This window comes from Amycolatopsis sp. NPDC104587 (genome assembly GCF_055583645.1).
In genome coordinates, this window is sequence record NZ_JBVJNO010000024.1 from 18,352 (window position 1) to 42,263 (window position 23,912).

Consider the following 23,912-nt stretch of genomic DNA (forward strand, 5'->3'; position numbering starts at 1 on the left):
GGAACAGTCACCATCACGTGGCCAACCACCCTGAACGGGGGTCGGCACCGCCACTCTACGCTGCTAACGTGAACGTTCCGCGGTGTTCACGCCCAGCGCACACACTGGTCGGGTGAAGGGACGAGCGGTGGCACAAGACGGGAACCTCCCACTGATCATCGATGGCGCCCGCGCGACCCGGGCATCGGTCGCCGAGCTGCCCAAAGAGCTGACCGAGGCGCTCCGCACCGGCGAGTTCCACCACGCCCTGCGGCTGGCGATCGCGTACCGGGGCCTCTCCCTGGCGCGGCTGCGCGCCCACCTCGCCCTGCGCGGGGTCCAAATCGGACAGTCGACGCTGAGTTACTGGCAACGCGGGCTGCGCCAGCCCGAGGTGCCGAAGGCGCTCCCGGCGGTCCGGGCCCTCGAATCGGTCCTCCAGCTGCCCGCGGACGCCCTCGTGGTCCTCATCGGACCGCGACTGGTCCGCCGTGGCCACCAGCCCGCGGCGTCGTTCCACGACCTGCGTTCCGGTGACATGGGGTCGATCGTCGAGGACCTGCTCGCCGAGCTCGGCGCGTACCCGTCGTCGAACCACTACAACGCCGACCTCGAGCTGCTGTCGGTCCACGACACGATCCAGTTCGACGCCGAGCACCGCCAGGTCAGCCTCCGCACGCGCCTGGTGACGCGCGCCCGGCGGCACGGCCCCGACCGCTACCTGACCGTCTACAACGGCGATCCGGGCTGCCGGATCGACGACGTCGAGCTGATCACCGACGAGGGCTGCCGCGTCGGGCGGATGCGCCGCAACCCGGATGCGGACACGATGGCAACGGAGCTGCTGTTCGACCGCAAGCTCGCCGAGGGCGACATCCACGTGTTCTGCTTCGAGGTCCGCGACGACTCGGGCTCGGCGTCACCGGGGTACTACCGCATGCTGCGCGACCGGTGCGCGAGCTATCTGGTCCAGCTGCGCTTCGACCGCAACGCGCTGCCGGCCCGCTGCACGCGTCAGGTCCGCGCCCGCGACGACGCCCTGCCGGTCGTGGCGGAGGAGCTGGCGTGCGACATGGGCGGCGTGAGCAGCGCGTTCTTCAGCGACGCCGGGCCGGGACTGGCCGGCGTCGCCGTCGAGTGGAACTGATCACCCCACTCCGTTGCGCAGTGCGGTGAACAGCCGTTCCAGCCGTTCGCGGTGGTCGGCCGCCACGGCTTCCGGGTCGCCCTGGTCGATGAGCCGGCTCGCGGTCTCCACCAGCACCGTGCCGTAACCGCCGATGAAGAACGCGGCGAACAGCGGCCCGTCGCCGTCGTAGACCGGGTCGCTCGCAAGCTCGTCGGCGAGGAGCCGCTGCAGGTCCGAGCCGATCTCCCGCACCCGCGCGAGCAGCGCGGGTGACGCCGCGACCGTCCGGAAGAACGGGATCGCCCCGTCGGCGACGCCGGACAGCCCGTGGCGCTCGTCGAGGAGCCGGAAGGTCGCGGCGCGCAGGGAGTCGAGCACGTCGACGCCCCGAGCGCGGTCACGCACCGCGGAGCGCAGGACGTCGGCCGCGTCGACCTGGCGGTCGAGCAGGAGGTCCTCCTTGCGCGGGAAGTGCTTGAAGACCGTCACGCTCGAGACGCCGGCCTCCCGCGCGACTTCGGCGACCGTGACCTCGTCGAACCCGCGCTCGAGGAACAGCCGGGTCGCGACCTCCGAGATCTTCGCCCGTGTTTGCGGCCCGCCCCGCTCGCTGGTCCTGGGCATCCGACCACCCTCCCTTGTGTCACTAAACTTAGTGAGTTAACTTAGTGGCATGACCACCGACATTGTCACCGCCCGGTCCCCCCGGTCCTTGCGCGAGGCGTGGATCGCCCTGGCGGGCCTGTCCGCGGTGTTCCTCTTCGAGATGCTGGACAACTCGATCCTCAACGTCGCGCTGCCGACGATCGGCCGCGAGCTCGGCGCGTCGACCACCACGCTGCAGTGGGTGACCGGCGCCTACGCGGTCGTCTTCGGCGGCCTGATGCTGGCGTTCGGCGCGGTCGCCGACCGGTTCGGCCGGCGCCGGGTCATGCTCATCGGCCTGGCCCTGCTCGGCGCGGCGAGCCTGGCGACCGCGTTCGTCACCGACGCGGAAGAGCTCATCGCCGTCCGGGTGCTGATGGGCGTCGCGGCCGCGATGACCACCCCGGGGTCGATGGCCCTGGCCTTCCGGCTGTTCGACGACGACGGCCTGCGCGTCCGCGCGACGACCCTCATCTCGACGGTCGGCCTGGTCGGGCTGGCGATCGGCCCGACCGCGGGCGGTTTTGTGCTCGCGATCGCGCCGTGGCAGGTCCTGCTGCTGGTCAACGTGCCGATCGCGCTCCTCGCGATCGCCGGCATCCGGTCCGGCATCTCTCCTGACAACCTGGCCGACCTGCACCGCGACCCCATCGACGTCCCTGGCGCGGCCTTGGGAACGGTGACGATCGTGCTCGCGCTCGTCGTGCCGACGCTGTTCGTCCACGAAGGCACCGGCTCCTGGGCACCGTGGGCGGCCACCGCGGCGGCCGTCGTGACGGCGGTGCTGTTCGTCCTCCGCGAGCGCTCGGCGCGGTACCCGCTGCTCGACCTGAAGCTCGTCGCGCACCCTCTCGTCTCCAGCGGCCTGGCGTTCAAGGCCGCGGCCGGGCTGGCGACCGCGGGCCTCGGCTACCTGGTGACGCTGCAGCTGCAGCTCGACTGGGGCTGGCCGCCCGCGCTCGCGGCCGCCGGGCTGCTGCCGCAGGTGGTGGTCCTGGTCGCGGGCGGCGCGTTTGTCGGCCCGTTCGTGCAACGCGTCGGCCTCGAGCGGGCGGCGTGGCTCAGCGCTTCGGCGGTGGTGGCCGGGCTTGCGTTCTACGGCCTGTTCAGCCGGCTCGGGTACGTGTGGGTCGCCATCGCGCTGGTGCTGGTGGCCGCCGGGATGCGCGTGGTCGGCGCGGTCGCCGGCGTCAACGTCCTGCGCGGCCTGCCGGAGAACCGCACGACGATCGGCGCGGCCCTCACCGACACGGCGACCGAGGTGACGTCCGGCGCCGGCATCGCGGTCACCGGCACGATCCTCGCGGCCCTGTTCACCGGCGACATCACCACGGCGCACTGGAGCGCGCTGCAGACCGCGCAGTTCCGGGACGCCGTGATGATCGCGGGGGTCACGCTCACCGTCGTGGCCGGCGCGCTCGTCGGGTGGGGCATCGCCCGCTCGCGGCGCGCCTGAGTCAGGCGGGCCCGCCGCCGATGCCGAGCTCGTTGCCCTCGGGGTCGCGGTAGATGATCTTGCGGACGCCGTTGTCGTACGCCTCCCGGTCGGCCGGTTCGATGCCTCGCGCGGAGATCCCGGCGACGCGTTCGTCGAGGTCTTCGACGAAGAGCGTGTGCATGGCGAGCCCGGCCCGCTCGGGCCGCTCCACGACGTAGACCGAGCCGTGTGCCGTGACTTCCCACAGCACTTCGGTCTCGTGCACGACGAAGGTCGGCGGGGAGCCGAAGAGCTTTTCGTACCACGCGACAGCGCCCGCGAAGTCGCGGACGGCGATGCCCGCAAAGAGGTTGACGGTCACAGCACCTCGAACCCGTTGGCCTCGGCCGCTTCGGCTTGACGCTGGTCGCGCGTGACGAAGGTGACCGGTTCACCGGCGGTCAGCTCGGCCGTGTCGTGCATCGCGACGGCGATGTGGATCGCGTCGAGGGTGCGCACCGGGTAGTTCTCGGTGACCAGCCGCCGGGCCGCCGGGATAACCCGGTCCGGATGGAACGGGATGAGCACCAGGTCCCCGTCCGGGGAGGCGAGGTGGTCGAAGTGCGCCAGCACCGCGGCGGGGTCGGGAATGCGGCCGGTCCGCTTGGCGGCCGTCATGGCCCCGGCGAACTCGATCCGGGTGAAGTCGCTGCTCACGATCGGGCCACCACCCTCGAGGAGCAGCTTGCGGAACTTGTCGTGCTCCGGCTCGTCCGGCAGGTAGGCGGTCACCAACGCGCTGGTGTCGACGTACAGCATGGTCACCACTCCCCTCGGGTCCAGTCGAGCGCCTCGCTCACTGCCGTGCCCCAGCCCCGGGACAGGTCTTCGATCTCGTCGAGGGTAGGCACCTGAGCCGGCGGCTCCACGTGCACGATCTTTCCCTCGGCGATCAGTCGCCGCTTCCACTCAGTACGGGTTTCGGTCTTCGCCACTAAGCCCCTCAGCGCTTCCGTGACCAGGTCGTTCATGCTGCGCCCTTCGGCTTCGGCTCGCGCTTTCAACCGGGCGTGCAGCTCGTCGTCGATCCGGGTGATCAACTGTTTCACCTCACCATGATAACACGTCACCCATTCGAGCTATCACTGTTCATGACGCAATACAAAAGGCCGCCCCGAACACTTTCGGGGCGGCCTTGACCTGCTGAAACGCGAAAACCTCAGTACCGGTAGTGCTCCGGCTTGAACGGCCCTTCGACATCCACATCGATGTATTCGGCCTGTTCCTTGGTGAGCTTCGTCAGCTCTCCGCCTAGCGCGTCCAGGTGGATCTTCGCCACCTTCTCGTCGAGCTTCTTGGGCAGCCGGAAGACCTCGTTGTCGTACTCCTCGTGCTTGGTGAACAGCTCGACCTGCGCGATCACCTGGTTGGAGAAGCTGTTCGACATCACGAACGACGGGTGCCCGGTCGCGTTGCCGAGGTTGAGCAGCCGGCCCTCGGACAGCACGATGATCGTGTTGCCGTTCGGGAAGATCCACTCGTCGACCTGGGGCTTGATGGTGATGCGCCGGATGCCCGGGTAGCGCTGCAGGCCCGCCATGTCGAGCTCGTTGTCGAAGTGGCCGATGTTGCCCAGGATCGCCTGGTGCTTCATCTTCGCCATGTGCTCGACCAGCACGACGTCCTTGTTGCCGGTCGTCGTGATGACGATGTCGGCCTCCGGCAGCGCGTTCTCGAGCGTGCGGACCTGGTAGCCGTCCATCGCCGCCTGCAGCGCGCAGATCGGGTCGATCTCGGTGACGACCACGCGCGCGCCCTGGCCGCGCAGGGACTCCGCCGCGCCCTTGCCGACGTCGCCGTACCCGCAGACCACCGCGACCTTGCCGCCGATGAGGACGTCGGTGCCGCGGTTGATGCCGTCGATCAGGGAGTGGCGGATGCCGTAACGGTTGTCGAACTTCGACTTCGTCACCGCGTCGTTGACGTTGATCGCCGGGAACAGCAGCTCACCGGCCGCGGCGAGCTGGTACAGCCGCAGCACGCCGGTGGTGGTCTCCTCGGTGACCCCGCGGATGCCCTCGCCGATCTTCGTCCACTTGCCGGTGTCGGCCGCGACCGACGCGCGCAGCAGCTCGAGGAACACGCGGAACTCGTCCGAGGTGTTCTCGTCCGGGGTCGGCACGACGCCCGACTTCTCGAACTCGGTGCCCTTGTGGACGAGCATGGTGGCGTCACCGCCGTCGTCCAGGATCATGTTGGGACCCTCGCCGTCCCAGGTGAGCATGCGCTCGGTGCACCACCAGTACTCCTCGAGCGACTCGCCCTTCCACGCGAACACCGGGACGCCCTTGGGCTCCTCGGTGCTGCCGTGCGGGCCGACGACGACCGCGGCCGCCGCGTGGTCCTGGGTCGAGAAGATGTTGCAGGACGCCCAGCGCACCTCGGCGCCCAGCGAAACGAGCGTCTCGATCAGCACGGCGGTCTGCACGGTCATGTGCAGCGAACCGGAGACCCGCGCCCCGCGCAGGGGGTAGACCTCCGCGTACTCGCGCCGCAGCGCCATCAGGCCCGGCATCTCGTGTTCGGCGAGGCGGATCTCCTTGCGGCCGAATTCGGCGGCTTCGAGGTCGGCTACGGCGAACTCGATGCCGCCGCGGGTCTGGTGCCGCTGGGCAACGCTTTCGGGGGTCATAGTGGCGATTCCTCCAAGACTCGACGACACCGGAACACTACCGTTGTCCGCTCCACAGTCCCCAGATGGTTAGGAGACCCTTACCGTGGCCATGCCCGGCTCGGACACCCGCGTCGTCGAAATCCGCGTCGCCGGGCTCGTGGGCACCAGCGGCGAAACGCTGCTCGACGCGGTCGCGACCGTCGACGTCGCCGGCGACGGGCTGGGCCGGGTGATCCGCCCGGCGGACCGGCTGCGCCGCCCGGCGCCCGGCCCGGTGCTGCCGGCGCTGGGCCGGTCGATCCCGCGGACCCTCGAGGGGTACCTGTGGCACGGCATGACCTCCGGCGGCGCCGCGAAGGCCACCTGGGCGCTGCTGTTCCCGTTCTCGCTGGCCAACGTCGCGTTCTGGATGCTGCCGCCGGCGTCGCCGGACAGGCGGCTCGCGCGGGTCTTCGGCGCGGTCTGCCGCGGCCTGCTGCGCGTCGGCGCCCTGCTGCTGACCATGCTGCTGATGGGCCAGCTCGCGGCGATCGCGCTCGACCTGTTCGCCGCGCAGTGCCTCGCACCCGGGTCGGGCTGCCTGCCCGTGGTCCCGGACGCCGTCCGCTCGGTCCCCGCGCGGATCGCGGTCGGTGTGCTGCCCCTGCTGCTCGTGATCTTCGTGCTGCACCGGATCTCGTCGGCGACCTGGGCGGTGCACGCCGACGGCGACCTGACCGAGGGGCCGCTGCGGATGCGCGCCGACCCGGAGACACCCGCATTGCGCTGCCTGCACACCGTCGCCGCGCTGGCGTCGGTCGCGTTGCTGCTGCTCGGCGGCCCGTTCCGCGTGCCGGGCGAGGGCTTCGACCTGGTCGTGTGGATCGTCACGCTGGCGCTCGTGCTGGCCACCGTCATCGCCGCCGCGATCGGCGTCGACACCGGCCGGTTCGCCCGGCCCGGGGTGCTCGCGTTCGCCGGGCTGCTGGTCGTCGTGGCCGCGGTGCGGCTGCGCCCCGGCACGGGCCCGCTGCCGGGGACCAACGGTGTCGTCGAAGGGCTGGGCGCGGCGCTGGTCGTCGTCACGGTGCTGTTCGCGCTGTTCCTGGCGCCGGCCGCGGTGCTGGCCCGGCCCGGCTGGAAGCACAAGCCGCGCCGGCTGCGGCCGTGGGCGGGCGGCTGGGCGGCCGCGCCGGTGCTCGCGCTGGCCGGGCTGCTCGGCGGCGGCTTCGGTGCCGGTCTCACCGAAGCCGTGCGACGGCTTTCCGGCGCCGAACACCTGCAGGTGCCCGACACGTACGTGCTGGTCACGGTGCTGTGGGGCGCCGGACTGGCGCTGGCCGCGGTGCTCGCCGGGCTGGGCTTCGCGGTCGCCGTCCCGCTGCGCCGGCTGCGGCGGGGCGTCCCGGCGATCGTCGAGCTGATGGAGCACGACGAGCGGCAAGAGGCCCAGGCCGCGGCGGCGTGGGCGCGTTCGGCCTGGGAGCGGCGGCACCTGCACCACCTGGCGCTGACCGTCGCTTCGGCGATGTCCGCGGGCGGCGCCGCGCTGCTGGTGCTGCGCTTCGGGTTCGGAGTGGTCCCCGGCTGGTTCAAGCCGCTGTCGGCGATCGGGGTCGTCGCGCTCGGCGCGCTGGCCGCGGGCCTGCTGCGCGTCGTCTACACGGCCGCGCGCACCCCGCAGCGCAGCCGGCACCTCGGTGCGCTGGCCGACCTCGTGTGCTTCTGGCCGCGCGCGGCACACCCGACCGTGCCGCCGTGTTACGCGCTGAAGGTCGTCCCGGAACTGGCGGCGCGGGCGCGCGAGCACCTCGCCGACCCGGGGACGCGCGTGGTGCTCTCCGGCTACAACCTCGGCAGCCTGCTCACGGTGATGGCCGCCGCCCGGCTCGCGGCCGAACTGCCGCCCGAGGACCTCGAGCGCGTCGGCGTGCTGACCGCCGGTTCGCCGCTGCAGTGGGGGTACCAGCGCGCGTTCCCGGCGTTGCTGCCGCAGGAGGCGCTCGAGCGGCTGTTCGCCGACCTCGATGGCCGGTGGCGCGCCCTGTGCCGCGGCACCGACATCTTCGGCGGCGGCGTGACGACGTGGCGGCACGAGGTCTCCGACCGGCAGCTCTACGGCGTCGGCTTCCAGCCCGAAGGCGGCTCGGGCCCGCTGAAGGCGAAGGCCGACGAGAACGGCGTCCTGATCCTCGGCGGTGACCACTGGCTGCCGGACCCGCTGCGCGGCCCGACCGGGCGGCACCGCTGGGCGGCGGGGGTGCTCAAGCACCAGGACTACGTCGTCGACGCCGAATGGGACCACGCCGTCGCGATGGCCGCCGGTCTCGGCAAGCCGCGCGGCGGCGAACAGGGCCTGCTGTGGGACTTCCCCTCGAAACGGTGAAGGCCCCTCGCCGGAGCGAGGGGCCTTCGACCGTGAGCTAGCTCAGCTTCACTCGGAAGCCTTGCGGCGGAACTTCAGCAGCGCGAGCAGGCCGCCACCACCGAGCAGCAGCAGCGCGGCGATCCACACCAGCCACATGTTGTCGAAACCGGTGTTGGCCAGGCCGCCACCGGTGCCGGACTCGTTGCCCGCCGGGACGGCGGCCGGAGCGGTGGAGCTGGTCGGCGCGACCGAGGTGTCGGAGGTCGCCGGGGAGCTCGGCTTCGTGGTCTCGGTCGGCTTGGTGACCGGCGGCTTGGTGGTCTCGGTCGGCTTGGTCTTCGTGCCGCAGAGGAACCACTTGTCGATGTCGGCCTGGTGGCCGTTGCGGCTGAACGGCGCGCGCAGGTCGTTCCACGGCGCGTTCTTCTCGAGGCCCTTGGCGCCCGGGGTGTAGTCGTTGAAGCCGTCGTCGCCACCGATGACGACGATGCGCTTCACCGTGACGCCCTCGTGCACCTGGGAGATGTTGAGGCGGTTCCGGACGATCTTGAAGTCGACGTCGCTCTGGCTGAGGTCCGTGCCCTCGGCGCACGGCGTTGCCTTGCCCGGCGTCGGGTGCGGGCGGTTGTCGTCACTGTGGCAGGCCAGCGCGGAGCCGGCGGTGCCGAGAAGGGCGGCGGTGGTCAGCGCGACGATCGCGATCGCGCCGCGGAAGGTACGACTGCGCATTCAGAACTCCTGTACCGGCGGGGAAGAGAACCTGCGAAATCTGTGATCGCGTCGCTACCGACGGTTGAATCACGCTGCTGTAATTCACCCATCGGTGCCACACGAAGGATCGAAAGGTATCGCACGTCACTTCGCCCGCTACACGGGGTCCCCTTTTAGGCACAAAAAGCAAGATCGTCATCCGCTGACCGGTCCGCACAGATCCGCAAAAAGCCCCGCCGAACTGCGTGAACAAAGGTCGGCGGGGCCACCACGATCGAGTGGGTGAAGCTAGGCGTCCGGCGCCTTGGCGGGCGCTTCGACGCCGTCCGCCTGCCGCTTGCCGAGCAGCGAGTGGCGGCGGCTGTAGGCGAAGTAGAGGACCACGCCGATCACCATCCACACGATGAACCGCAGCCAGGTCAGCACGGTCAGGTTCAGCATCAGCCAGAGGCAGGCCAGGATGGCCAGGATCGGGATCAGCGGCACCAGCGGCACCTTGAACGCGCGGGGCAGGTCGGGCCGCGTCTTGCGCAGCACCAGGACGCCCGCCGACACCAGCACGAACGCGAAGAGCGTGCCGACGTTGACCATCTCTTCGAGCTTGTCGGCCGGGAAGAACGTCGCCGCGAGGGCGACCAGGCCACCGACGATCAGCGTCGCGCGCTTGGGCGTGCCGTGCTCGCCCGTCTTCGCCAGGCCGCGCGGCATCAAGCCGTCGCGGGACATCGCGTAGATGATCCGGACCTGGCCGAGCATCAGCACCATGACGACGGTGGTCAGGCCGGCCAGCGCGCCGAAGGAGATGAGGTTGGCCGCCCAGTCGACGCCGTTCGCGGAAAACGCCGTGGCGAGCGTCTTGTGGCTGCCGTCGCCCGCCGAGGTGGCCAGGTCCTTGTACGACGTCATGCCGACGACCACGAGCGAGACCGCGACGTACAGCACGGTGACGATGATCAGCGAGCCGAAGATGCCGCGCGGCACGGACTTCTGCGGGTTCTTCGTCTCCTCCGCGGTGGTCGCCACGATGTCGAAGCCGATGAACGCGAAGAACACCAGCGAGGCGCCGGCCAGCAGCCCGAAGACCCCGTACGAGCTGCTCGCGCCGCCCGCGATCAGCGAGAAGAGCGACTGGTCGACGCCGGTCTCGCCGGAGCCGCCGGTCGAGCCCGGCGGGACGTACGGCGAGTAGTTGGCGCCCTTGATGTAGAAGATGCCGAGGATGATCACGAACAGCACCACGGCGACCTTGATGCCGGTGATCACCATCGAGACCCGCGAAGACAGCTTGGTTCCGACGGCGAGCAGCGTCGTCAGGATCGCCACGACGACCAGCGCGCCCCAGTCGACCGTGACGCTGCCGATGTCGAACGTCGTCTTCGCACCCTTGCCGAACAGGTAGCCCAGCACCGTTTCGAGGTAGACCGACCAGCCCTTCGACACGGCGGCGGCGCCGACGGCAAGCTCGAGGATCAGGTCCCAGCCGATGATCCACGCCATGAACTCGCCGAACGTGGCGTAGGAGAACGTGTACGCGCTGCCCGCGACCGGCACCGTCGAGGCGAACTCCGCGTAGCAGAGCGCCGCCAGCGCGCACGCGATCGCGGCGAACACGAACGCGAGCGAGACCGACGGGCCCGCGTAGTCACCGGCCGCGCGGGCGGTGAGCGTGAAGATGCCCGCGCCGATCACGACCGCGACACCGAAGACCGTGAGGTCCCAGGCGCTCAGGTTCCGCCGGAGCTTGGTGTCCGGCTCGTCGGTGTCCGAAATGGACTGCTCGATGGATTTAGTGCGCCACAATCCCGTTCCGGGCACCGTTGACCTCCTGCGGCTGGCCTGCATGTATCGCAGTAGGTCACCCTATCGGGTCAGGAGCGTGACGGCTCGCCGAGCGCGCGACCCTACCGCGCGAGACTGCGGTCGAGGTCCGGTTCGAGGTAGATCAGCTTCGCGACCGGCACCTTGGCGCGCACGCGGGCCTCGGCGTCGTCGATGGCCGTGGCCAGCTCGGCGGTGTCGAGGCCGGGCACCATGGCCAGCTTCGCCGCGACCAGCAGCTCGTCCGGGCCCATGTACTGCGTGCGGATGTGGATGACCCGCTCGACCTTGCCCGCGGCGAGCTCGTCGACGATCGTCGCGAGGACCCCTTCGGTGACGCCTTCGCCGATGAGCAGGCTCTTCATCTCGACGATGAGGATGATCGCGATGACGCCCAGCAGCGCGCCGATCGCGAGGGTGCCGACGCCGTCCCAGACCGGGTTGCCGGTGACGACCGAAAGCCCGACGCCGAGGAGGGCGAAGACGAGCCCGATCAGCGCCCCGGCGTCCTCCAGCAGCACCACGGGGAGCTCGGGCTCCTTGGCCTGGCGGATGAAGCCCCACCAGCTCGTGTTGCCCTTGATCTTCCTCGACTCGCCGACGGCGGTGTAGAAGCTGTAGCCCTCCAGGCCGACCGCGACGACCAGGATGATCACCGCGACGATCGGCGCGTCGAGCGGTTCGGGGTGGCCGACCTTGTGGACGCCTTCGTAGATCGCGAAGGCCGAGCCGAGGGTGAAGAGCATCAGCGCGACGATGAAGGAGTAGAAGTACCGGTCGCGGCCGTACCCGAAGGGGTGTTCCTGGTCGGCCGCGCGCTTCGACGTCTTCTGGCCGAGCAGCAGCAAGCCCTGGTTGGTGGTGTCGGCCAGCGAGTGCACGGACTCCGCGAGCATCGACGACGACCCGGTGACGAGGAAGCCGGCGAACTTCGCGGCCGCGATTCCGGCGTTCGCCGCGAGCGCGGCGATGATCGCCTTGGTTCCGCCTCCAGCTGACACGACCGCTCCCCTGGTTGGTCCTGAATGTCCGGGTGGAGCGTAATGGGAGCAGCCCCGGTCGGTCGTCACCGGCCGGGTCGACCGGAGCGCCGTTTCTGTCGTACCCCTCCGCTACCGTGACTTTCCCTGCTCACCAGACTGGGGGAAGGTGACATGGCGCACTTCGCCGTGCTCGGTCCGCTCGCGGTCGAGAGCCCGCCGGGCCAGTGGCCGGTCCTGCGCGGCGATCGCCAGCGCACGCTGCTGGCCGTGCTGCTGCTCAACGCCAACCAGCACGTCCACGTCGACGTGCTGGTCGAGGCGCTGTGGCCGGAGCGGCCACCGAAGTCGTGGACGTCGAACCTGCACACCTACCTCTCGCGGCTGCGCGACCGGATCGACGGCCTGCGCGTCGACCACGGGCCGCCCGGCTACCGGCTGCGCGTCGAGCCGCAAGAGCTGGACCTGCTCGGCTTCCGGGAAGCCGTCGCCGAAGGGCGCCGCGCCGGGGACGCGCTCACCGCGGCGGGGCACTACCGGCGGGCGCTCGGGTTGTGGCGGGGGCCGGTGCTGGCCGGGCTGCACGTGCCGCGGCTCGACGCCGACGTCGCGCGGCTGGAGTCCGAACGCCTGGCCGTCTTCGAGGACTGCGTCGACGCCGAGCTCACCGCCGGCCGGCACGGGGAGCTGACCGGCGAGCTGCAGGCCATGATCACCGAGCACCCGCTGCGGGAGCGGCCGGCCGCGCAGCTGATGATCGCGCTGCACCGCGCCGGGCGGCAGGGGGACGCGCTCGAGGTCTACCGGCGGCTGCGGACCACGTTGATCGACGAGCTCGGGGTCGAGCCCGGCGCGGAGGCCCGCCGGGTGCACGCGGCCGTCCTGCGGGGTGAAGACCCCGTGCCGCGGATGCCGCCGCCGGTGTGGCCGGTCTGCCAGCTGCCGCCGGACATCGGGGACTTCACCGGGCGTGACGCCGAGCTGGCCGAGCTCGCGGACGTGCTGAGCGACGGGCAGCGCGTCCCCGTCGCGGTGCTGAGCGGCGAGCCGGGCGCGGGCAAGAGCACCCTGGCCGTGCGGGCCGCGCACCGGCTGCGGGCGCGCTTCCCGGACGGCCAGCTGTACGTGCCGCTGGCGGGCCGCGACATCGGCGCGGTGCTCGCCGACCTGCTGCGCGCGCTCGGGGTGCCCGGCCCGGCGGTGCCGGACGACGTCGGGGCGCGCGCGGCGGCGTTCCGCGGCCGGCTCACCGACCGGCGGGTGCTGGTGGTGCTCGACGACGCCGTCGACCCCGGGCCCGTCCGCACGCTGCTGCCGGGCACGCCGGGCTGCGCGGTGCTCGTGACGAGCCGGCGCCGGTTGAGCGGGCTGGCCGGCGCGCACCGGCTGCCCCTCGGACCGCTGTCGGAGGACGACGCGGCGTCGCTCCTGAACCGGCTGGCGGGCGAGCGGGCCGGCCGGGAGCGCGCCGACGCCGTCCGGATCGTCGCGGCGTGCGCGCGGCTGCCGCTGGCCCTGCGGATCGCGGGCAGCCGGCTGGCCATCCGCCCGCACCTGCGGCTCGGCGAGCTGGCCGACCGGCTCGAGGACGAGGTCCGCCGGCTCGACGAGCTGACCGTCAGCGACCTGGCCGTGCGCAGCAGCATCGCACTGAGCTACGAGGGTCTGCGGCCACCGGCGCGGCGCGCGTTCCGGCTGCTCGGCCGGTGCCGGCTGGCCGACCTCCCGGCCTGGGCGGTCACCACGCTGGTCGACGACCCGGACGCCGACGAGGCCGTCGAAGAGCTCGTCGAGGCGAGCCTGCTGGAGGCGCGCGGCCCGGACGGGACGGGCGAGGGCCGGTACCGGATGCACGACCTCGTCCGGTTGTACGCGGCGGAAGGGCCGCCGGAGCGAGGTGGCGAGGCGACGGTGCTCGCGGCGACGCTGGCTCTCGCCGACGCGGCCGCGGCCCGCCTGCCGCGCACGGTGCCGATGCCGCCGATGACCCACGAGCCGCTCGCGCAGCCGTTGCCCGGCGCGCTGGTGGCGCGGCTGCTCGAGCGTCCGGACGAGTGGTTCGCGGCCGAGCGGGCGAACCTCCTGCTGCTCGTCGGGACGTTGGACGCGCGGGAAGCGTTGCTGCTGCTGGACAAGCTCAGCGTGTACCTGTACCTGCACGGCCATTACACCGACATGCGCGCGGCGTACGAAACGGTGTTGGCGGCCACGGAAGACCTTCGGGCAGCGGCGATCTTGGCCCTGCTGCGGCACGCGCGCGGGCAGTATGAGGAGGCTGCGTCGGCGTACCGTGATTGTGCGAAAGAGCTTGAAGCGCAGGGGGATCGTCATACGCACGCCTGGGTCTTGGCGAACCTGGCGCATTGCCTGATCGGGCTGGGACGTGCGGAAGAAGCGTTGCAGACCGCCGCGGACGCTCGCGAACTGTTCACTGTGGACGGTCAGCCGGAGGCTCTTCTGGTGCGCACCGCGGAGTCGGCGGCCCTGTTGCGGCTCGGCCGGGTGGCCGAAGCCCGGGAGGTCGACCGGCTGGCCGTGGCTTCGGCGCGCGAAGCAGGTGACCCGCGCCAGATCGGCACGGCGCTGCACGGGTTCGCGTGGTCGTCCCTGCTGACCGGCGACGGCGCCGCGGCGACCACGGCGATCACGGAGTCGGTCGACCTGCTGCGCGGCTCGATGGCCCGCTCGGCCCTGGCGAAGTCACTACGCACACTGGGCGCGATCTCGGCGGCGACGGGGTCCCGCGACCGAGCGACAACGGCGTTCGGCGAGGCCCGTGAGCTGGCGCGGGAGCTGGACGAACGGCCCCGCGAGCTGTCGTGCACCCGCGCCCTGGCGGCGAGCTGGATCGGCGAAGGCCGGGCGGCGCAGGCGATCCCGGTCCTGCGGGCGTGTCTGGCCGAGTTCCGCGAGATGGGCGGAAAGTCCGCGACGGGCCTGACGTGGTTGGTCCTCCAGCAGGCCTGCAAGGCAACCGGCGACGCTGCGGGCGCCCTGGAGGCGGCCACTGAAGCGGCAAACCTGACCGACCCGCGCGACGCAAGCGCGGCCGTCCTACGCCAGGCCCTACTCGCCTTAACAGCCCCAGTCTGACCCGCCGACGGCCGTGTCGACCCTCCAATCACGCGTGATGCCCCTCCAATCACGCGAGATGCCTCCCCGATCACGCGAGATCCGCCTTCAATCACGCCAGATCCGTCCCCAGCCACTCCAGGCCGGTCCCGATCACGCGAGATCCGTCCCCAATCACGCCGGATCCGCCGCCAATCACGCGAGTTCCGCCCGCAGTCACGCCAGACTCGCCCCTGATCACGTGCGGCCCACCCCCGCCCTCGCCGCGGCGCGGGACGCGCTGAGCAAGCACTACCTGCGGGAGCTGCGCCAGCCCTGGCCCAACCGCGCGAGATCCGTCCCCGACCACACCGGACCGCCCGCGACCGCCCCGCCTCCCCTCAAGCCCCGAGCTGGGTGGTGCCGCCCCCTCGCGGCACCACCCTCAGCCCATGGGCGCCGGGCGTTGCCGTCCGGCGCCACCCCCAGCGGACCGGCTGCGCGCGTCGGCGCACCAGGGTCCCCCCTTGGTGTTGATGGTTCCCGATGCCGCCACACGGAACGCACACAGAACCGCCGCCCCGTGAAACAACGAAAGCCACCGCCGGTGCGACCGGTGGTGGCTTCCGAACGAACCCGGGTCAGTCCTCGCAAGTCCCCGCAGTGGCGCGGAACAGCTGGGACCGCGCGCCCCCCACGGCGCGGACCCGCACCGGCGGATCCGCCGCCGGCAGCCAGACCGACTGGCCGCGGCGCAGCTCGACCTTCTCGCCGTCGTCGGCCGTCACCAGCAGGTCGCCCGCCGTGCACAGCAGGATCTGGGGGCCCGCACTGTCGACCGAGATCTCGTCGTCCTGGCCCGCCGCCCACTCGACGCGGGACAGCTCGAACTCCGGCGCGTCGGTGCGATACACCGAAAGGCGCTCGCCCGTGTCACCGCACTGGACCGGCATCTCGCCGAACGCGAAGTCGACCACGCGCAGCAGCTCCGGGACGTCGACGTGCTTCGGCGTCAGACCGCACCTGAGGATGTTGTCCGAGTTCGCCAGGATCTCCACGGCCGTGCCGTGCAGGTACAGGTGCAGGTTGCCGGCCGGCAGGTAGATCGCCTCGCCCGTGCGCAGCGTCAGCCGGTTCAGCAGCAACGCCGCCAGCACGCCCGCGTCCCGCGGGTGCGTCTCGCCCAGCTCGAGGATCGTCCGGCACTCGACCGCGAACTCGCCGTGCTCCTGGACGTGCCGGACGCACGAGTCCAGCACCTCCGGCAGCAGCGAGTCGAGCGACGCCTGGGGCAGCGTGATCCACGTCGTGAACAGCGCCCGCAGCCCGGACGGGTCCGGCTGCGCCTCGATCAGCCCGGTGTACTTCGCCAGCCCCGGCGTCTCGATCGCCTTCAGCAGCTTCACCGTGCGCTCCGGCTCGCGGAACCCCGCCAGCGCGTGGAACTCCGTCAGCGCGCAGACCAGCTCCGGCTTCGCCGTCGGGTCCGGGTAGTTGCGGTTCGCCGCCTCCCGCGGGATGCCCAGCTTCTCCTCGCGGGCGTGCCCCTCCGCGGCCTGCGCCGCCGACGGGTGCGCCTGCATCGACAGCGGCTCCTCCGCGGCGAGGATCTTCAGCAGGAACGGCAGCCGCCCACCCCACCGCTTCGCGCAGCGCTCGCCGAGCTGACGCACCGGGTCGGCGTCGACCAGCTCGAGCAGGCTCCGCTCGGTCCCGTCGGGGCCGATGACGTGCGACGGGTCACCCGGGTGGGCGCCCATCCACAGTTCGGCCTCGGGGTGCGGCGCGGGTACCGGGCGGCCCAGCAGCTCGGGGATCGCCGTCCGCGATCCCCAGGCGTAGGGCCGCACCGCGTTGCGCAGCAGCTCCACTGTCACCTCAACTCCACTCCTTCGGCACCGGCCGGCGCCGGTGCTCGGCGCGTCTCACGCCGTGGCGGGTGCGAAGCGGCCCGCGCCGCCGATGCTGCCCGCCGCCAGCCCGAGATAGACCGCCGCCAGTTCGAACCGCAGCGCCAGCACCGCGGCCCGCACAATTTCGTCGGCTTCGATCTCCTCGGCCGGCGCGATGACGTCCGCCCCGGGCAGCAGGTCCTCCGCTTGGAACCGCGCCGCGTCCGTCGCCGGACCGGTTCGCACCGAGAGAAGCAGCACCCGAGTCTGGATTTCACCAGAGGAATCGTCCGGATCGGCGAAGATGTCACGCTCCCGGCCGCCCGATTGTGCCGCCCGCCGCAACGCGGGACGCGCGAGTGCCTGCCGATAGTCTTCAACGTCACACACCGTGGCCGCGTGGGCCGCGAACGCGTGCGCAGCGTGCTCGCCGACGGCGACCGCCACCGGGTCGAGCCCCCACAGCAGGGGCACGTGGTCGGCGACGCGCAGCGCGAGCGCCTTCGCCGGGTTCGCGAACGACTCCCGCGCGAGGTAGTCCTTTTCGGCTTCCAGGTCGAGCTGGTCGGCCAGCGCCTGGACGTCCGAGACGAGCAGGCCCAGCGCGTTCGCGGTGAGCAGCCCGGCGGCCAGGCCGCGCGGGAACGCCAGCTCCGGCGGCACCGGGATGCGCGGCGCCAGCAGCAGGCCCTTGCCCGCCACGGCGGCCGCCACCGGCCCGTCCGACGGGGCGGAGAGCACCACCGAAGCGCCGAAGCGCGCGGCGCGTTCCAGCGACGCGGCGAGCTCGCGGTCGCCGGCGTCGTCGGTGTGCGCGAAGACGACGTCGAGCGCGCCGATCCAGCTCGGCACCACTTCGGCGACGACGACCGGGACCGGGCACGACGGGGCCAGCAGCGCCGCGAGCAGCCGGGTGAGCGTCCGGCTCACCCCGGGCCGGTCGATCAGCACGACCGACCGCGGACGGCCGACGTCGAGCCGCTCGGACAGCTCCAGCTCAGCGGCCATCTCCGCGGTCGCGCGCACCTGGGCGCCCGCCATCGCGGCGGCCCGGAGGAGCCCCGAGCTGTCGGCCTCGGCCAGCCGCCCGGGGTCGTCGAGCAGCGAGTCGTCAAGCACTGTCGGCATCGGAGTTTCCGGTGTCGCCGGGACGGGTGGCCTCGTCGAGGAGCAGCACCGGGATCCCGTCACGGACCGGGTACACCCGGCCGCACTCGGTGCAGGTCAGCGCGTCGGCCTCGGGGTCGTCCGGCGCCCCGGGGCGCAACGGGGCGTGATCGGGCGACGGGCACGCCAGGATCTCGAGGAGCTGGGCGTCGAGCGTGATGGCCATGGTTCCTCCATACCACGCAGAGAGGTGTGATGAAGGGCACCTTCAGGACACAGTTCGTCCCTTCATCGTGGACGGGGTCAGCTGCGGATGATCGCGAGTACTTCGTCCACCAGCCCCTGCACGGCCTCGGCGTTGGCGGCTTCGACGTTGAGCCGCAGCAGCGGCTCGGTGTTCGACGGGCGCAGGTTGAACCAGGCGCCGCCCGGCAGCTGCACGGTCAGGCCGTCCATCTCGTCGAGCTCGACGCCGGAGCGGGTCCCGAAGCTGTCCTTGACCGCCATCATCTTCGCGACCTGGTCGTCCACGGTCGAGTTGATCTCACCCGAAGCGGCGTAGCGCGAGTACGCGCTGGTCAGCTCCGACAGCGGGCCGGCCTGCTCGCCGAGCGCGGCGAGCACGTGCAGCGCCGCCAGCATGCCGGTGTCGGCACGCCAGAAGTCGCGGAAGTAGTAGTGCGCGGAGTGCTCGCCGCCGAAGATCGCGCCGGTCTTGGCCATCTCGGCCTTGATGAACGAGTGCCCGACGCGCGTGCGGACCGGCTTGCCGCCGTGCTCGGCGACGATCTCCGGCACACCCTTGGACGTGATCAGGTTGTGGATGATCGTGCCGCCCGGGTCCTTGGCCAGCTCGCGCACCGCGACCAGCGCGGTGATCGCGCTCGGCGAAACCGGCTCGCCCCGCTCGTCGACGATGAAGCAGCGGTCGGCGTCGCCGTCGAAGGCCACGCCGGCGTCCGCGCCGACCTCGCGCACCTTCGCCTGCAGGTCGACGATGTTCTTCGGGTCGAGCGGGTTGGCCTCGTGGTTCGGGAAGGTGCCGTCGAGCTCGAAGTACATCGGCAGGACCTCGATCGGCAGCCCGTCGAAGACGGTCGGGACGGTGTGCCCGCCCATGCCGTTCCCGGCGTCGACGACGATCTTCAGCGGCCGGCTGCCGGACAGGTCGACGAGGTTGCGCAGGTAGGCGGCGTACTCGGTGAGGACGTCCCGCTCGGACACGCTCCCGCGTTGCCCCTCGAACTCGGGCACGCCCTGCTCGACGGTGTCGCGGACCTCGGCGAGCCCGGTGTCCTGGCCGACCGGCGATGCGCCGGCGCGGCACAGCTTGATGCCGTTGTACTTGGCCGGGTTGTGGCTCGCGGTGAACATCGCGCCCGGCATGTTCAGCGAGCCCGACGCGAAGTACAGCTCGTCGGTGCTCGCCAGGCCGATGCTGACGACGTCGAGGCCCTGCGAGGTCACGCCGTCGGCGAAGGCCGCGGCCAGGCCGGGCGAGGAGTCGCGCATGTCGTGGCCGATCACCACCGACGGCGCCTCGGGCTTGATGAGCAGGGCGAACGCGGCACCGAAGGACCGGACGAGGTCCGCGTCGAGCTGCTCGCCGACCACGCCGCGAATGTCGTAGGCCTTCACGATGCCCGAAAGGTCTGGCACGCCGTCTCCCCGCGAATAGTCGTCCCGGCGCCCGCTGCGCCGCGCGGAAAGCCTACCGGCGGCGGAGGTGGGTGACGCGCTCAGGCGCGACCGGGGAGCACCCGGAGGTGGCCGCGGCGCCCCGAAGGCCCGTCCGGCTCGGTCACCGGCGGCGCGGGCTGGTCCGACCGGCCCGCCTCGCGGACGGCCTCGGCCAGCGCGGTCAGCTCGTCGGCCGACGGGTCCGGAGCGGCGAAGGCGCCTTCGTGGCGGACGACTTCCCAGCCCTTGGGGACGGTCAGCCGCAGCGCGTGGGCTTCGCAGAGGTCGTACGAATGGGGCTCGGAGGCGGTGGCAAGCGGGCCGACGACGGCGGTGGAGTCGCTGTAGGCATACGTCAGCGTGGCCACAGCCGGCTCGAGACAGCCGGTACGCGAACACTTCCGTACGCTCCGCACGATCGGAAACGATAGCGCGTCGCCGCAAGCTAGGAGGAGCGACACGCGCTGGGACGTGCGGACCGCATAGACTTCCGGGGTGGCGACGGCTCGTGACTACCGACAACGGCGGCGCCTGCGACGGGACCGGCACGGCCGGGGCCTGCGCGGGACGCTGTACCCGGCGACCCTGCCCGCCGCCGCGAGCCGCGCGGAGCGGTTCGACGCGCTGGTGCTCGACGCGCTGGAACCGATCGAGGCCCGCTGGCGCCACGAGCTGACGAAGCTCGATGTGGCGGTCGACGACGTGCCGGAGGTCCGCGAGAACGGGCGGGCGCCTTCGGACGGGGTCCTGCACGACGGCGCGGTGCCGTTGTCACGGCTGGTGCCGGCCGGGGTGGACCGGACCGGGATGCCCACACGGGCGCGGATCGTGTTGTACCGGCGGCCGTTGGAGGCCCGGGCGAAGGATCCGTCCGAGCTGGCCGAGCTGGTGCACGACGTGCTGGTGGAGCAGGTGGCGGGGTATCTGGGCGTGGAACCGGACGTCATCGAGGGCGAGTGACCCGAGCGCCCCAAGGCCACATTCGTTGCGTCTGACGCACCCAAGGCGGCCTTCGGTGCGTCTGACGCACCCAAGGCCGCCTTGGGGCGTCACCGCCGGCGGCGCGCCGGGACCGCCGTCAGCAGTGTGAACAGCACCGCCGCCAGCTGGGCCAGCAGCAGCAGGTTCCGTTCCGTCCCCGGGTACTCCACCGTCACCTCCGACGACGTCGGCGGCACCGACACCGCCACCTGGTGCCCCCAGGCCGGCACGATCGGCACGCTCTTGCCGCCCACCGAAGCCTTCCAGCCCGCTTCCTGCTCGGCGGCCAGCACCAGCAGTCGCCCGGTCGGGCCGTCCGACACGCGGACCCGGACGTCCGGCAGGCCCGCCTGCACCGGCGCCACGCCCGGGGCGCTCCCCGGCGCTCCACCGCCCGTGACCGCCGCTTTCGCCTGCTCCGGCGAGATCAGGATCACCTGGCCCGCCGGGGGAAGCAGGCGGAGCACACCGCGGCCGTCGGACGTCGGGGCGGCGACCGACACCATTTCCTTCGCCAGCGGCGGGTACGCCTGCGGGTCGACGCCCGCCGGCAGGACCACGTACTGCACCCCCGCGGCCGCCGCCGCGGCGAACGTGCGTTGCACTGCCGCCGCGTCGCCCTGGCCGAGGTCGCGACGCCAGGCGGCCAGCCGGGCCGGGGTGCCGGGGGTCGGAGCCAGTTCGTCGTCGCCGTAGTGGGGCAGCCGGCCGCCGATCTGGCGCGTCGCGTCCGGCGCCAGGTCGAGCACCGAACGGCCGGACGCCGACAGCTCCGCCGTCACCTCGGGCGCGAGCGAAGGCCGGGCGCCCGCGCGCAGCGGGCCCTGGCCGCCGACCGCCACCGCGCTCGCCGCCAGCGCCAGGAACACCACGACCCCGGCCGCCGCGAACACCTTCGGCAGCCACGTCGCCGGCATCCCGGCCGCACCGCCGCGCTGCCACGAACCGAGCACCACCCACAGCAGCCCCGCGCCGACGATCAGCAGCGGCACCCCCGCGTGGCCGTGCGTCGCCACGCCGCCCTGCAGCGGCGTCGCCGTCACCAGCCGCACCACGACCAGGCCGCCCGCGCCCAGCGCACCCAGCGCGAGGCCGCCCGCGGCGAGCTTCGTCGGCCGGACGACCAGCGCCACCAGCGCCGCCGCGATCACCACGACCCCCACCGGCCACGCGCCCGCGCCGCCCGGGTCGAGCCCGGCCAGGTCGGTGCCGGACACCGTCGCGGCCGCGCCGCCGAGTCCCTGCACGAGCAGCTCCGGGTGCCGGAGCAGCACCGTCGGCCACGGCAGCAGCAGCGCGAGCGGCACCAGCACCACGATCCCGACCGACGCGATCCGGCGCGCCAGCCCGGTCGGCGCGGGCAGCACGACGAACCCGATCAGCAGCCCGGCGAGCGCGAGCCCGTGCGCCAGCGGCGAGAACGCGCCGAGCAGCGCCACGCCGAACGCCGAGAGCGCCGAGACGTGCAGCCACCGCGTGTCCGCTCGCACCAGCAGCCCGGCGATGCCCGCGGCGACCGGCGGCAGCACCAGGTGCACCACCACGACGTCGAGCCGGCCCTGCGCCACCCCGGCGGTCGCGGCCGGCAGCAGCGCGTAGGTCGCGGCGACGACCGCGCGGACCCACCTGCGCACGCGAAGCCGTCGTGTCGCCGCATACGCGCTCAACGCGGCCAACGGGATGTCGCCGAGGAGCAGGGTCGCGACCAGCGCGGCCGGGCCGCCGATCGGCGCGAACACCGCGCCGAGCGTGCCGAGCACCGGCAGCGTCGCGGACGTCGGCGCGCCGGTGCCGCCGGCGATCGCGTGCCACGGCGCGAGGTACGACGCCCAGAGCTCCCCCAGCCCGCCGACCGGGAGCAGCTTGCCGCCGAAGAGGTCGAGCCCGAGGCGGGCCCGGTTGACGAACAGTCCCAACGCCGTCATCACGACCAGGAGCACCACGGGCGGCGCGAAGATCGTCGCGGCGAGCACGCGCCGCCGGCTCACCTCGACAAAAACGAGCTCGGGCTCGGGCGTCTCCTCGGCGACGTCGACCGGTTCGGGCGCCGGGGTTTCCGGCAGCGCGACGGCGACGAGCGTGCCCGGCCGGCGCAGCCCGGACCCGCGTGAGCTGACCCCGCGCAGCGCGCCCGCGGGCAGGGCGTCCGGCCCGACCGGACGCGTCTCGCGAGCGTCGAGCGCTTCCGGCGTCACCCACGCCGACTCGGTTTCGACGGTTTCGGGCACGGTCCCGAGCGCGACGTCGTTCTCCACGCCCCGGCGCACCAAGCCGACGACACCCGCGCGAGCGGCGTTGCGCAGCCGCGTCCAGCGTCCGGTGAAGAGCCCGCGAACCGTGCCCGGCCGCGGATTCCGCCGTCGGTGGGCACGCGCGGCACGCAATCCGCCGCGTCCACTGAGGAGGTACGTCGCGGCGGCGAACTCGGCGCGCGCTTCGCCGGTGCGGCGCAGCACGACGAAGGCCAGCGCGCGCAGCACCGAAAGCAGCGGGAGCCGGATCATCCCCAGCCAGAAGGAAAACGGCGAGCAGTTCACGAGGAACACGCGCAGGCCGTGAGCGCGGTTCGTGACGGCGAGCGGCCCGGTGACCGCGTCGACCGTGCGTCGCCCGGTCGTGACGGCGCGCGCGTGCCGCACCCGCGCGGCCGGCACGGACAGCACCAGCCCGCCGGCCGCGTTCGCGCGCCAGCCGAAGTCGAGATCTTCGCGCAGCAGCGGGAAATCCGGGTCGAAGCCGCCGAGGTCGTCCCAGGCGTCGCGGCGCACGAGCGAGCCCGCGCTGGGCACGGCGAGCACCTCGGCCGGCTCCTCGCCGGTGGCGGCGACCTGCTGGCGGTGCCCGGACGCGTCGGTCGACAACCCGGCTTCGACGATCAGCCGCGGGTCGGCCCAGTCGAGCCCGAGCGAGCCGAGCACGGTCGCCGACGGCGTTTTGGTGGCGACGTTCAGCAGTTCCTTCAGGCAGTCCGGCTCCGGCGCGCAGTCGTCGTGCAGCAGCCACAGCCACGATCCCGGGTCGCCGCCCCACCGCTCGGTGGCGTGCTCGACGGCTTCGGCGACCGCGGCGGCGAAGCCGGTATCACTCGAAAGCGTGATGACGCCGGAGAGCACGGGAGAAGGATCCGGGCCCGCCGACTCGGGGTCGGCCGCCTCGGCGAGCAGGCGCGGGGTCGCGTCGGTCGAGCCGGTGTCCACCGCGAGCACGTACCGCGGCCGGACCGTGCTGCGGCGCAACGAAGAAAGCGCCAGCGGCAGCCAGTTTTCGCCGTTGTGACAGACCACAATGGCCAGAACGGGCGCGGTGCGCAGGACGGGCGGCGCGGCGGTGCGGGGCAACAAACGCTCCAGATCAGGCGACGGATCGGTGCGGCCACCCTACGGCCCCGGCCCGTCACCCGATGGTGAACCCACACACACCGCGTGCCATGCAAAGCGCCCACGCGGTGAAACCACGCGGGCGCGTCACACAAACCAGCAGGACCCCGACCGAACCGGCTGA

19 protein-coding genes are annotated in these 23,912 nt (G+C 72.4%); 5 read left to right on the forward strand and 14 right to left on the reverse strand.

Annotated features, from left to right (window positions below; all coding sequences use genetic code 11):
- Nucleotides 1-127 precede the first annotated feature (127 nt).
- The gene (locus ACZ61C_RS45615) at nt 128-1,126 is read left to right on the forward strand and encodes a hypothetical protein (RefSeq protein WP_465314230.1); all 999 of its coding nucleotides are present in this window, start codon (nt 128-130) and stop codon (nt 1,124-1,126) included.
- Here ACZ61C_RS45615 and ACZ61C_RS45620 read toward each other — a convergent pair whose 3' ends face one another.
- Nucleotides 1,127-1,732: a TetR/AcrR family transcriptional regulator gene (locus tag ACZ61C_RS45620; protein WP_465314231.1), complete on the reverse strand. Its 606-nt coding sequence runs from the start codon at nt 1,730-1,732 to the stop codon at nt 1,127-1,129.
- 49 nt (nt 1,733-1,781) lie between these two features.
- On the opposite strand from ACZ61C_RS45620, the gene ACZ61C_RS45625 reads away from it, so the two are divergent.
- Nucleotides 1,782-3,209, forward strand: a complete 1,428-nt coding sequence (locus ACZ61C_RS45625; RefSeq protein ID WP_465314232.1) for an MFS transporter — start codon at nt 1,782-1,784, stop codon at nt 3,207-3,209.
- Between the two features lies 1 nt (nt 3,210).
- On the opposite strand, the gene ACZ61C_RS45630 is transcribed toward ACZ61C_RS45625, so the two are convergent.
- The 4 genes from ACZ61C_RS45630 to ahcY all read right to left on the reverse strand — a co-directional run bounded on the left by ACZ61C_RS45630 (nt 3,211) and on the right by ahcY (nt 5,862).
- A complete protein-coding gene (locus ACZ61C_RS45630; RefSeq protein ID WP_465314233.1) occupies nt 3,211-3,552 on the reverse strand; it encodes a VOC family protein in 342 nt (113 codons plus the stop codon).
- Nucleotides 3,549-3,998, reverse strand: coding sequence for a type II toxin-antitoxin system VapC family toxin (locus tag ACZ61C_RS45635; protein ID WP_465314234.1), 450 nt, complete (start codon nt 3,996-3,998; stop codon nt 3,549-3,551). Before ACZ61C_RS45635 ends, ACZ61C_RS45630 begins: the two co-directional genes overlap by 4 nt.
- A complete protein-coding gene (locus ACZ61C_RS45640) occupies nt 3,992-4,279 on the reverse strand; it encodes a FitA-like ribbon-helix-helix domain-containing protein (RefSeq protein ID WP_465314235.1) in 288 nt (95 codons plus the stop codon). Before ACZ61C_RS45640 ends, ACZ61C_RS45635 begins: the two co-directional genes overlap by 7 nt.
- Nucleotides 4,280-4,389: 110 nt before the next feature.
- Nucleotides 4,390-5,862, reverse strand: coding sequence for an adenosylhomocysteinase (gene ahcY / locus ACZ61C_RS45645; protein WP_465314236.1), 1,473 nt, complete (start codon nt 5,860-5,862; stop codon nt 4,390-4,392).
- 91 nt (nt 5,863-5,953) lie between these two features.
- On the opposite strand from ahcY, the gene ACZ61C_RS45650 reads away from it, so the two are divergent.
- The gene (locus tag ACZ61C_RS45650) at nt 5,954-8,209 is read left to right on the forward strand and encodes a hypothetical protein (RefSeq protein WP_465314300.1); all 2,256 of its coding nucleotides are present in this window, start codon (nt 5,954-5,956) and stop codon (nt 8,207-8,209) included.
- A 48-nt stretch (nt 8,210-8,257) separates the two neighbouring features.
- Here the strand turns inward: ACZ61C_RS45650 and ACZ61C_RS45655 are convergent, their stop codons facing one another.
- From ACZ61C_RS45655 to ACZ61C_RS45665, 3 genes are all read right to left on the reverse strand, one after another.
- Nucleotides 8,258-8,920 carry an LPXTG cell wall anchor domain-containing protein gene (locus ACZ61C_RS45655; protein WP_465314237.1) on the reverse strand — a complete coding sequence of 221 codons (663 nt, stop codon included), beginning with the start codon at nt 8,918-8,920 and terminating at the stop codon, nt 8,258-8,260.
- Between the two features lie 270 nt (nt 8,921-9,190).
- Entirely contained in the window at nt 9,191-10,717 is a 1,527-nt protein-coding gene (locus tag ACZ61C_RS45660; RefSeq protein WP_465314239.1) for an amino acid permease, read from the reverse strand.
- Nucleotides 10,718-10,803: 86 nt separating this feature from the next.
- Nucleotides 10,804-11,721, reverse strand: coding sequence for a cation diffusion facilitator family transporter (locus tag ACZ61C_RS45665; RefSeq protein WP_465314240.1), 918 nt, complete (start codon nt 11,719-11,721; stop codon nt 10,804-10,806).
- Between the two features lie 153 nt (nt 11,722-11,874).
- Between ACZ61C_RS45665 and ACZ61C_RS45670 the strand changes: the two genes are divergently transcribed.
- Complete coding sequence (locus tag ACZ61C_RS45670) at nt 11,875-14,793, forward strand: AfsR/SARP family transcriptional regulator (protein ID WP_465314241.1); 2,919 nt, start codon at nt 11,875-11,877, stop codon at nt 14,791-14,793.
- Between the two features lie 599 nt (nt 14,794-15,392).
- On the opposite strand, the gene manA is transcribed toward ACZ61C_RS45670, so the two are convergent.
- The 5 genes from manA to ACZ61C_RS45695 all read right to left on the reverse strand — a co-directional run bounded on the left by manA (nt 15,393) and on the right by ACZ61C_RS45695 (nt 19,846).
- Nucleotides 15,393-16,622, reverse strand: coding sequence for a mannose-6-phosphate isomerase, class I (gene manA / locus ACZ61C_RS45675; RefSeq protein WP_465314301.1), 1,230 nt, complete (start codon nt 16,620-16,622; stop codon nt 15,393-15,395).
- A 54-nt stretch (nt 16,623-16,676) separates the two neighbouring features.
- Entirely contained in the window at nt 16,677-17,771 is a 1,095-nt protein-coding gene (locus ACZ61C_RS45680; RefSeq protein WP_465314242.1) for a hypothetical protein, read from the reverse strand.
- The gene (locus ACZ61C_RS45685; RefSeq protein WP_465314243.1) at nt 17,755-17,976 is read right to left on the reverse strand and encodes a Trm112 family protein; all 222 of its coding nucleotides are present in this window, start codon (nt 17,974-17,976) and stop codon (nt 17,755-17,757) included. Before ACZ61C_RS45685 ends, ACZ61C_RS45680 begins: the two co-directional genes overlap by 17 nt.
- A 77-nt stretch (nt 17,977-18,053) precedes the next feature.
- On the reverse strand, nt 18,054-19,409 hold the full coding sequence (locus ACZ61C_RS45690; protein WP_465314244.1) for a phosphomannomutase/phosphoglucomutase: 1,356 nt from the start codon (nt 19,407-19,409) through the stop codon (nt 18,054-18,056).
- Nucleotides 19,410-19,489: 80 nt separating this feature from the next.
- Entirely contained in the window at nt 19,490-19,846 is a 357-nt protein-coding gene (locus ACZ61C_RS45695) for a DUF3499 domain-containing protein (protein ID WP_465314245.1), read from the reverse strand.
- Nucleotides 19,847-19,925: 79 nt separating this feature from the next.
- On the opposite strand from ACZ61C_RS45695, the gene ACZ61C_RS45700 reads away from it, so the two are divergent.
- Nucleotides 19,926-20,390 (forward strand): metallopeptidase family protein, encoded by a 465-nt coding sequence (locus tag ACZ61C_RS45700; protein WP_395926432.1) that lies wholly within the window; start codon nt 19,926-19,928, stop codon nt 20,388-20,390.
- Nucleotides 20,391-20,479: 89 nt separating this feature from the next.
- Here the strand turns inward: ACZ61C_RS45700 and ACZ61C_RS45705 are convergent, their stop codons facing one another.
- A complete protein-coding gene (locus ACZ61C_RS45705; protein WP_465314246.1) occupies nt 20,480-23,749 on the reverse strand; it encodes a glycosyltransferase in 3,270 nt (1,089 codons plus the stop codon).
- Nucleotides 23,750-23,912: the final 163 nt, after the last annotated feature.

Bases quoted from the DNA above. Each gene is read 5' to 3' on its own strand.
- ACZ61C_RS45670 (WP_465314241.1), top strand. From the start codon at position 11,875: ATGGCGCACTTCGCCGTGCTCGGTCCGCTCGCGGTCGAGAGCCCGCCG.
- ACZ61C_RS45625 (WP_465314232.1), top strand. From the start codon at position 1,782: ATGACCACCGACATTGTCACCGCCCGGTCCCCCCGGTCCTTGCGCGAG.
- ACZ61C_RS45680 (WP_465314242.1), bottom strand. From the start codon at position 17,771: ATGCCGACAGTGCTTGACGACTCGCTGCTCGACGACCCCGGGCGGCTG.
- ahcY (WP_465314236.1), bottom strand. From the start codon at position 5,862: ATGACCCCCGAAAGCGTTGCCCAGCGGCACCAGACCCGCGGCGGCATC.
- ACZ61C_RS45650 (WP_465314300.1), top strand. From the start codon at position 5,954: ATGCCCGGCTCGGACACCCGCGTCGTCGAAATCCGCGTCGCCGGGCTC.
- ACZ61C_RS45620 (WP_465314231.1), bottom strand. From the start codon at position 1,732: ATGCCCAGGACCAGCGAGCGGGGCGGGCCGCAAACACGGGCGAAGATC.
- ACZ61C_RS45685 (WP_465314243.1), bottom strand. From the start codon at position 17,976: ATGGCCATCACGCTCGACGCCCAGCTCCTCGAGATCCTGGCGTGCCCG.
- ACZ61C_RS45655 (WP_465314237.1), bottom strand. From the start codon at position 8,920: ATGCGCAGTCGTACCTTCCGCGGCGCGATCGCGATCGTCGCGCTGACC.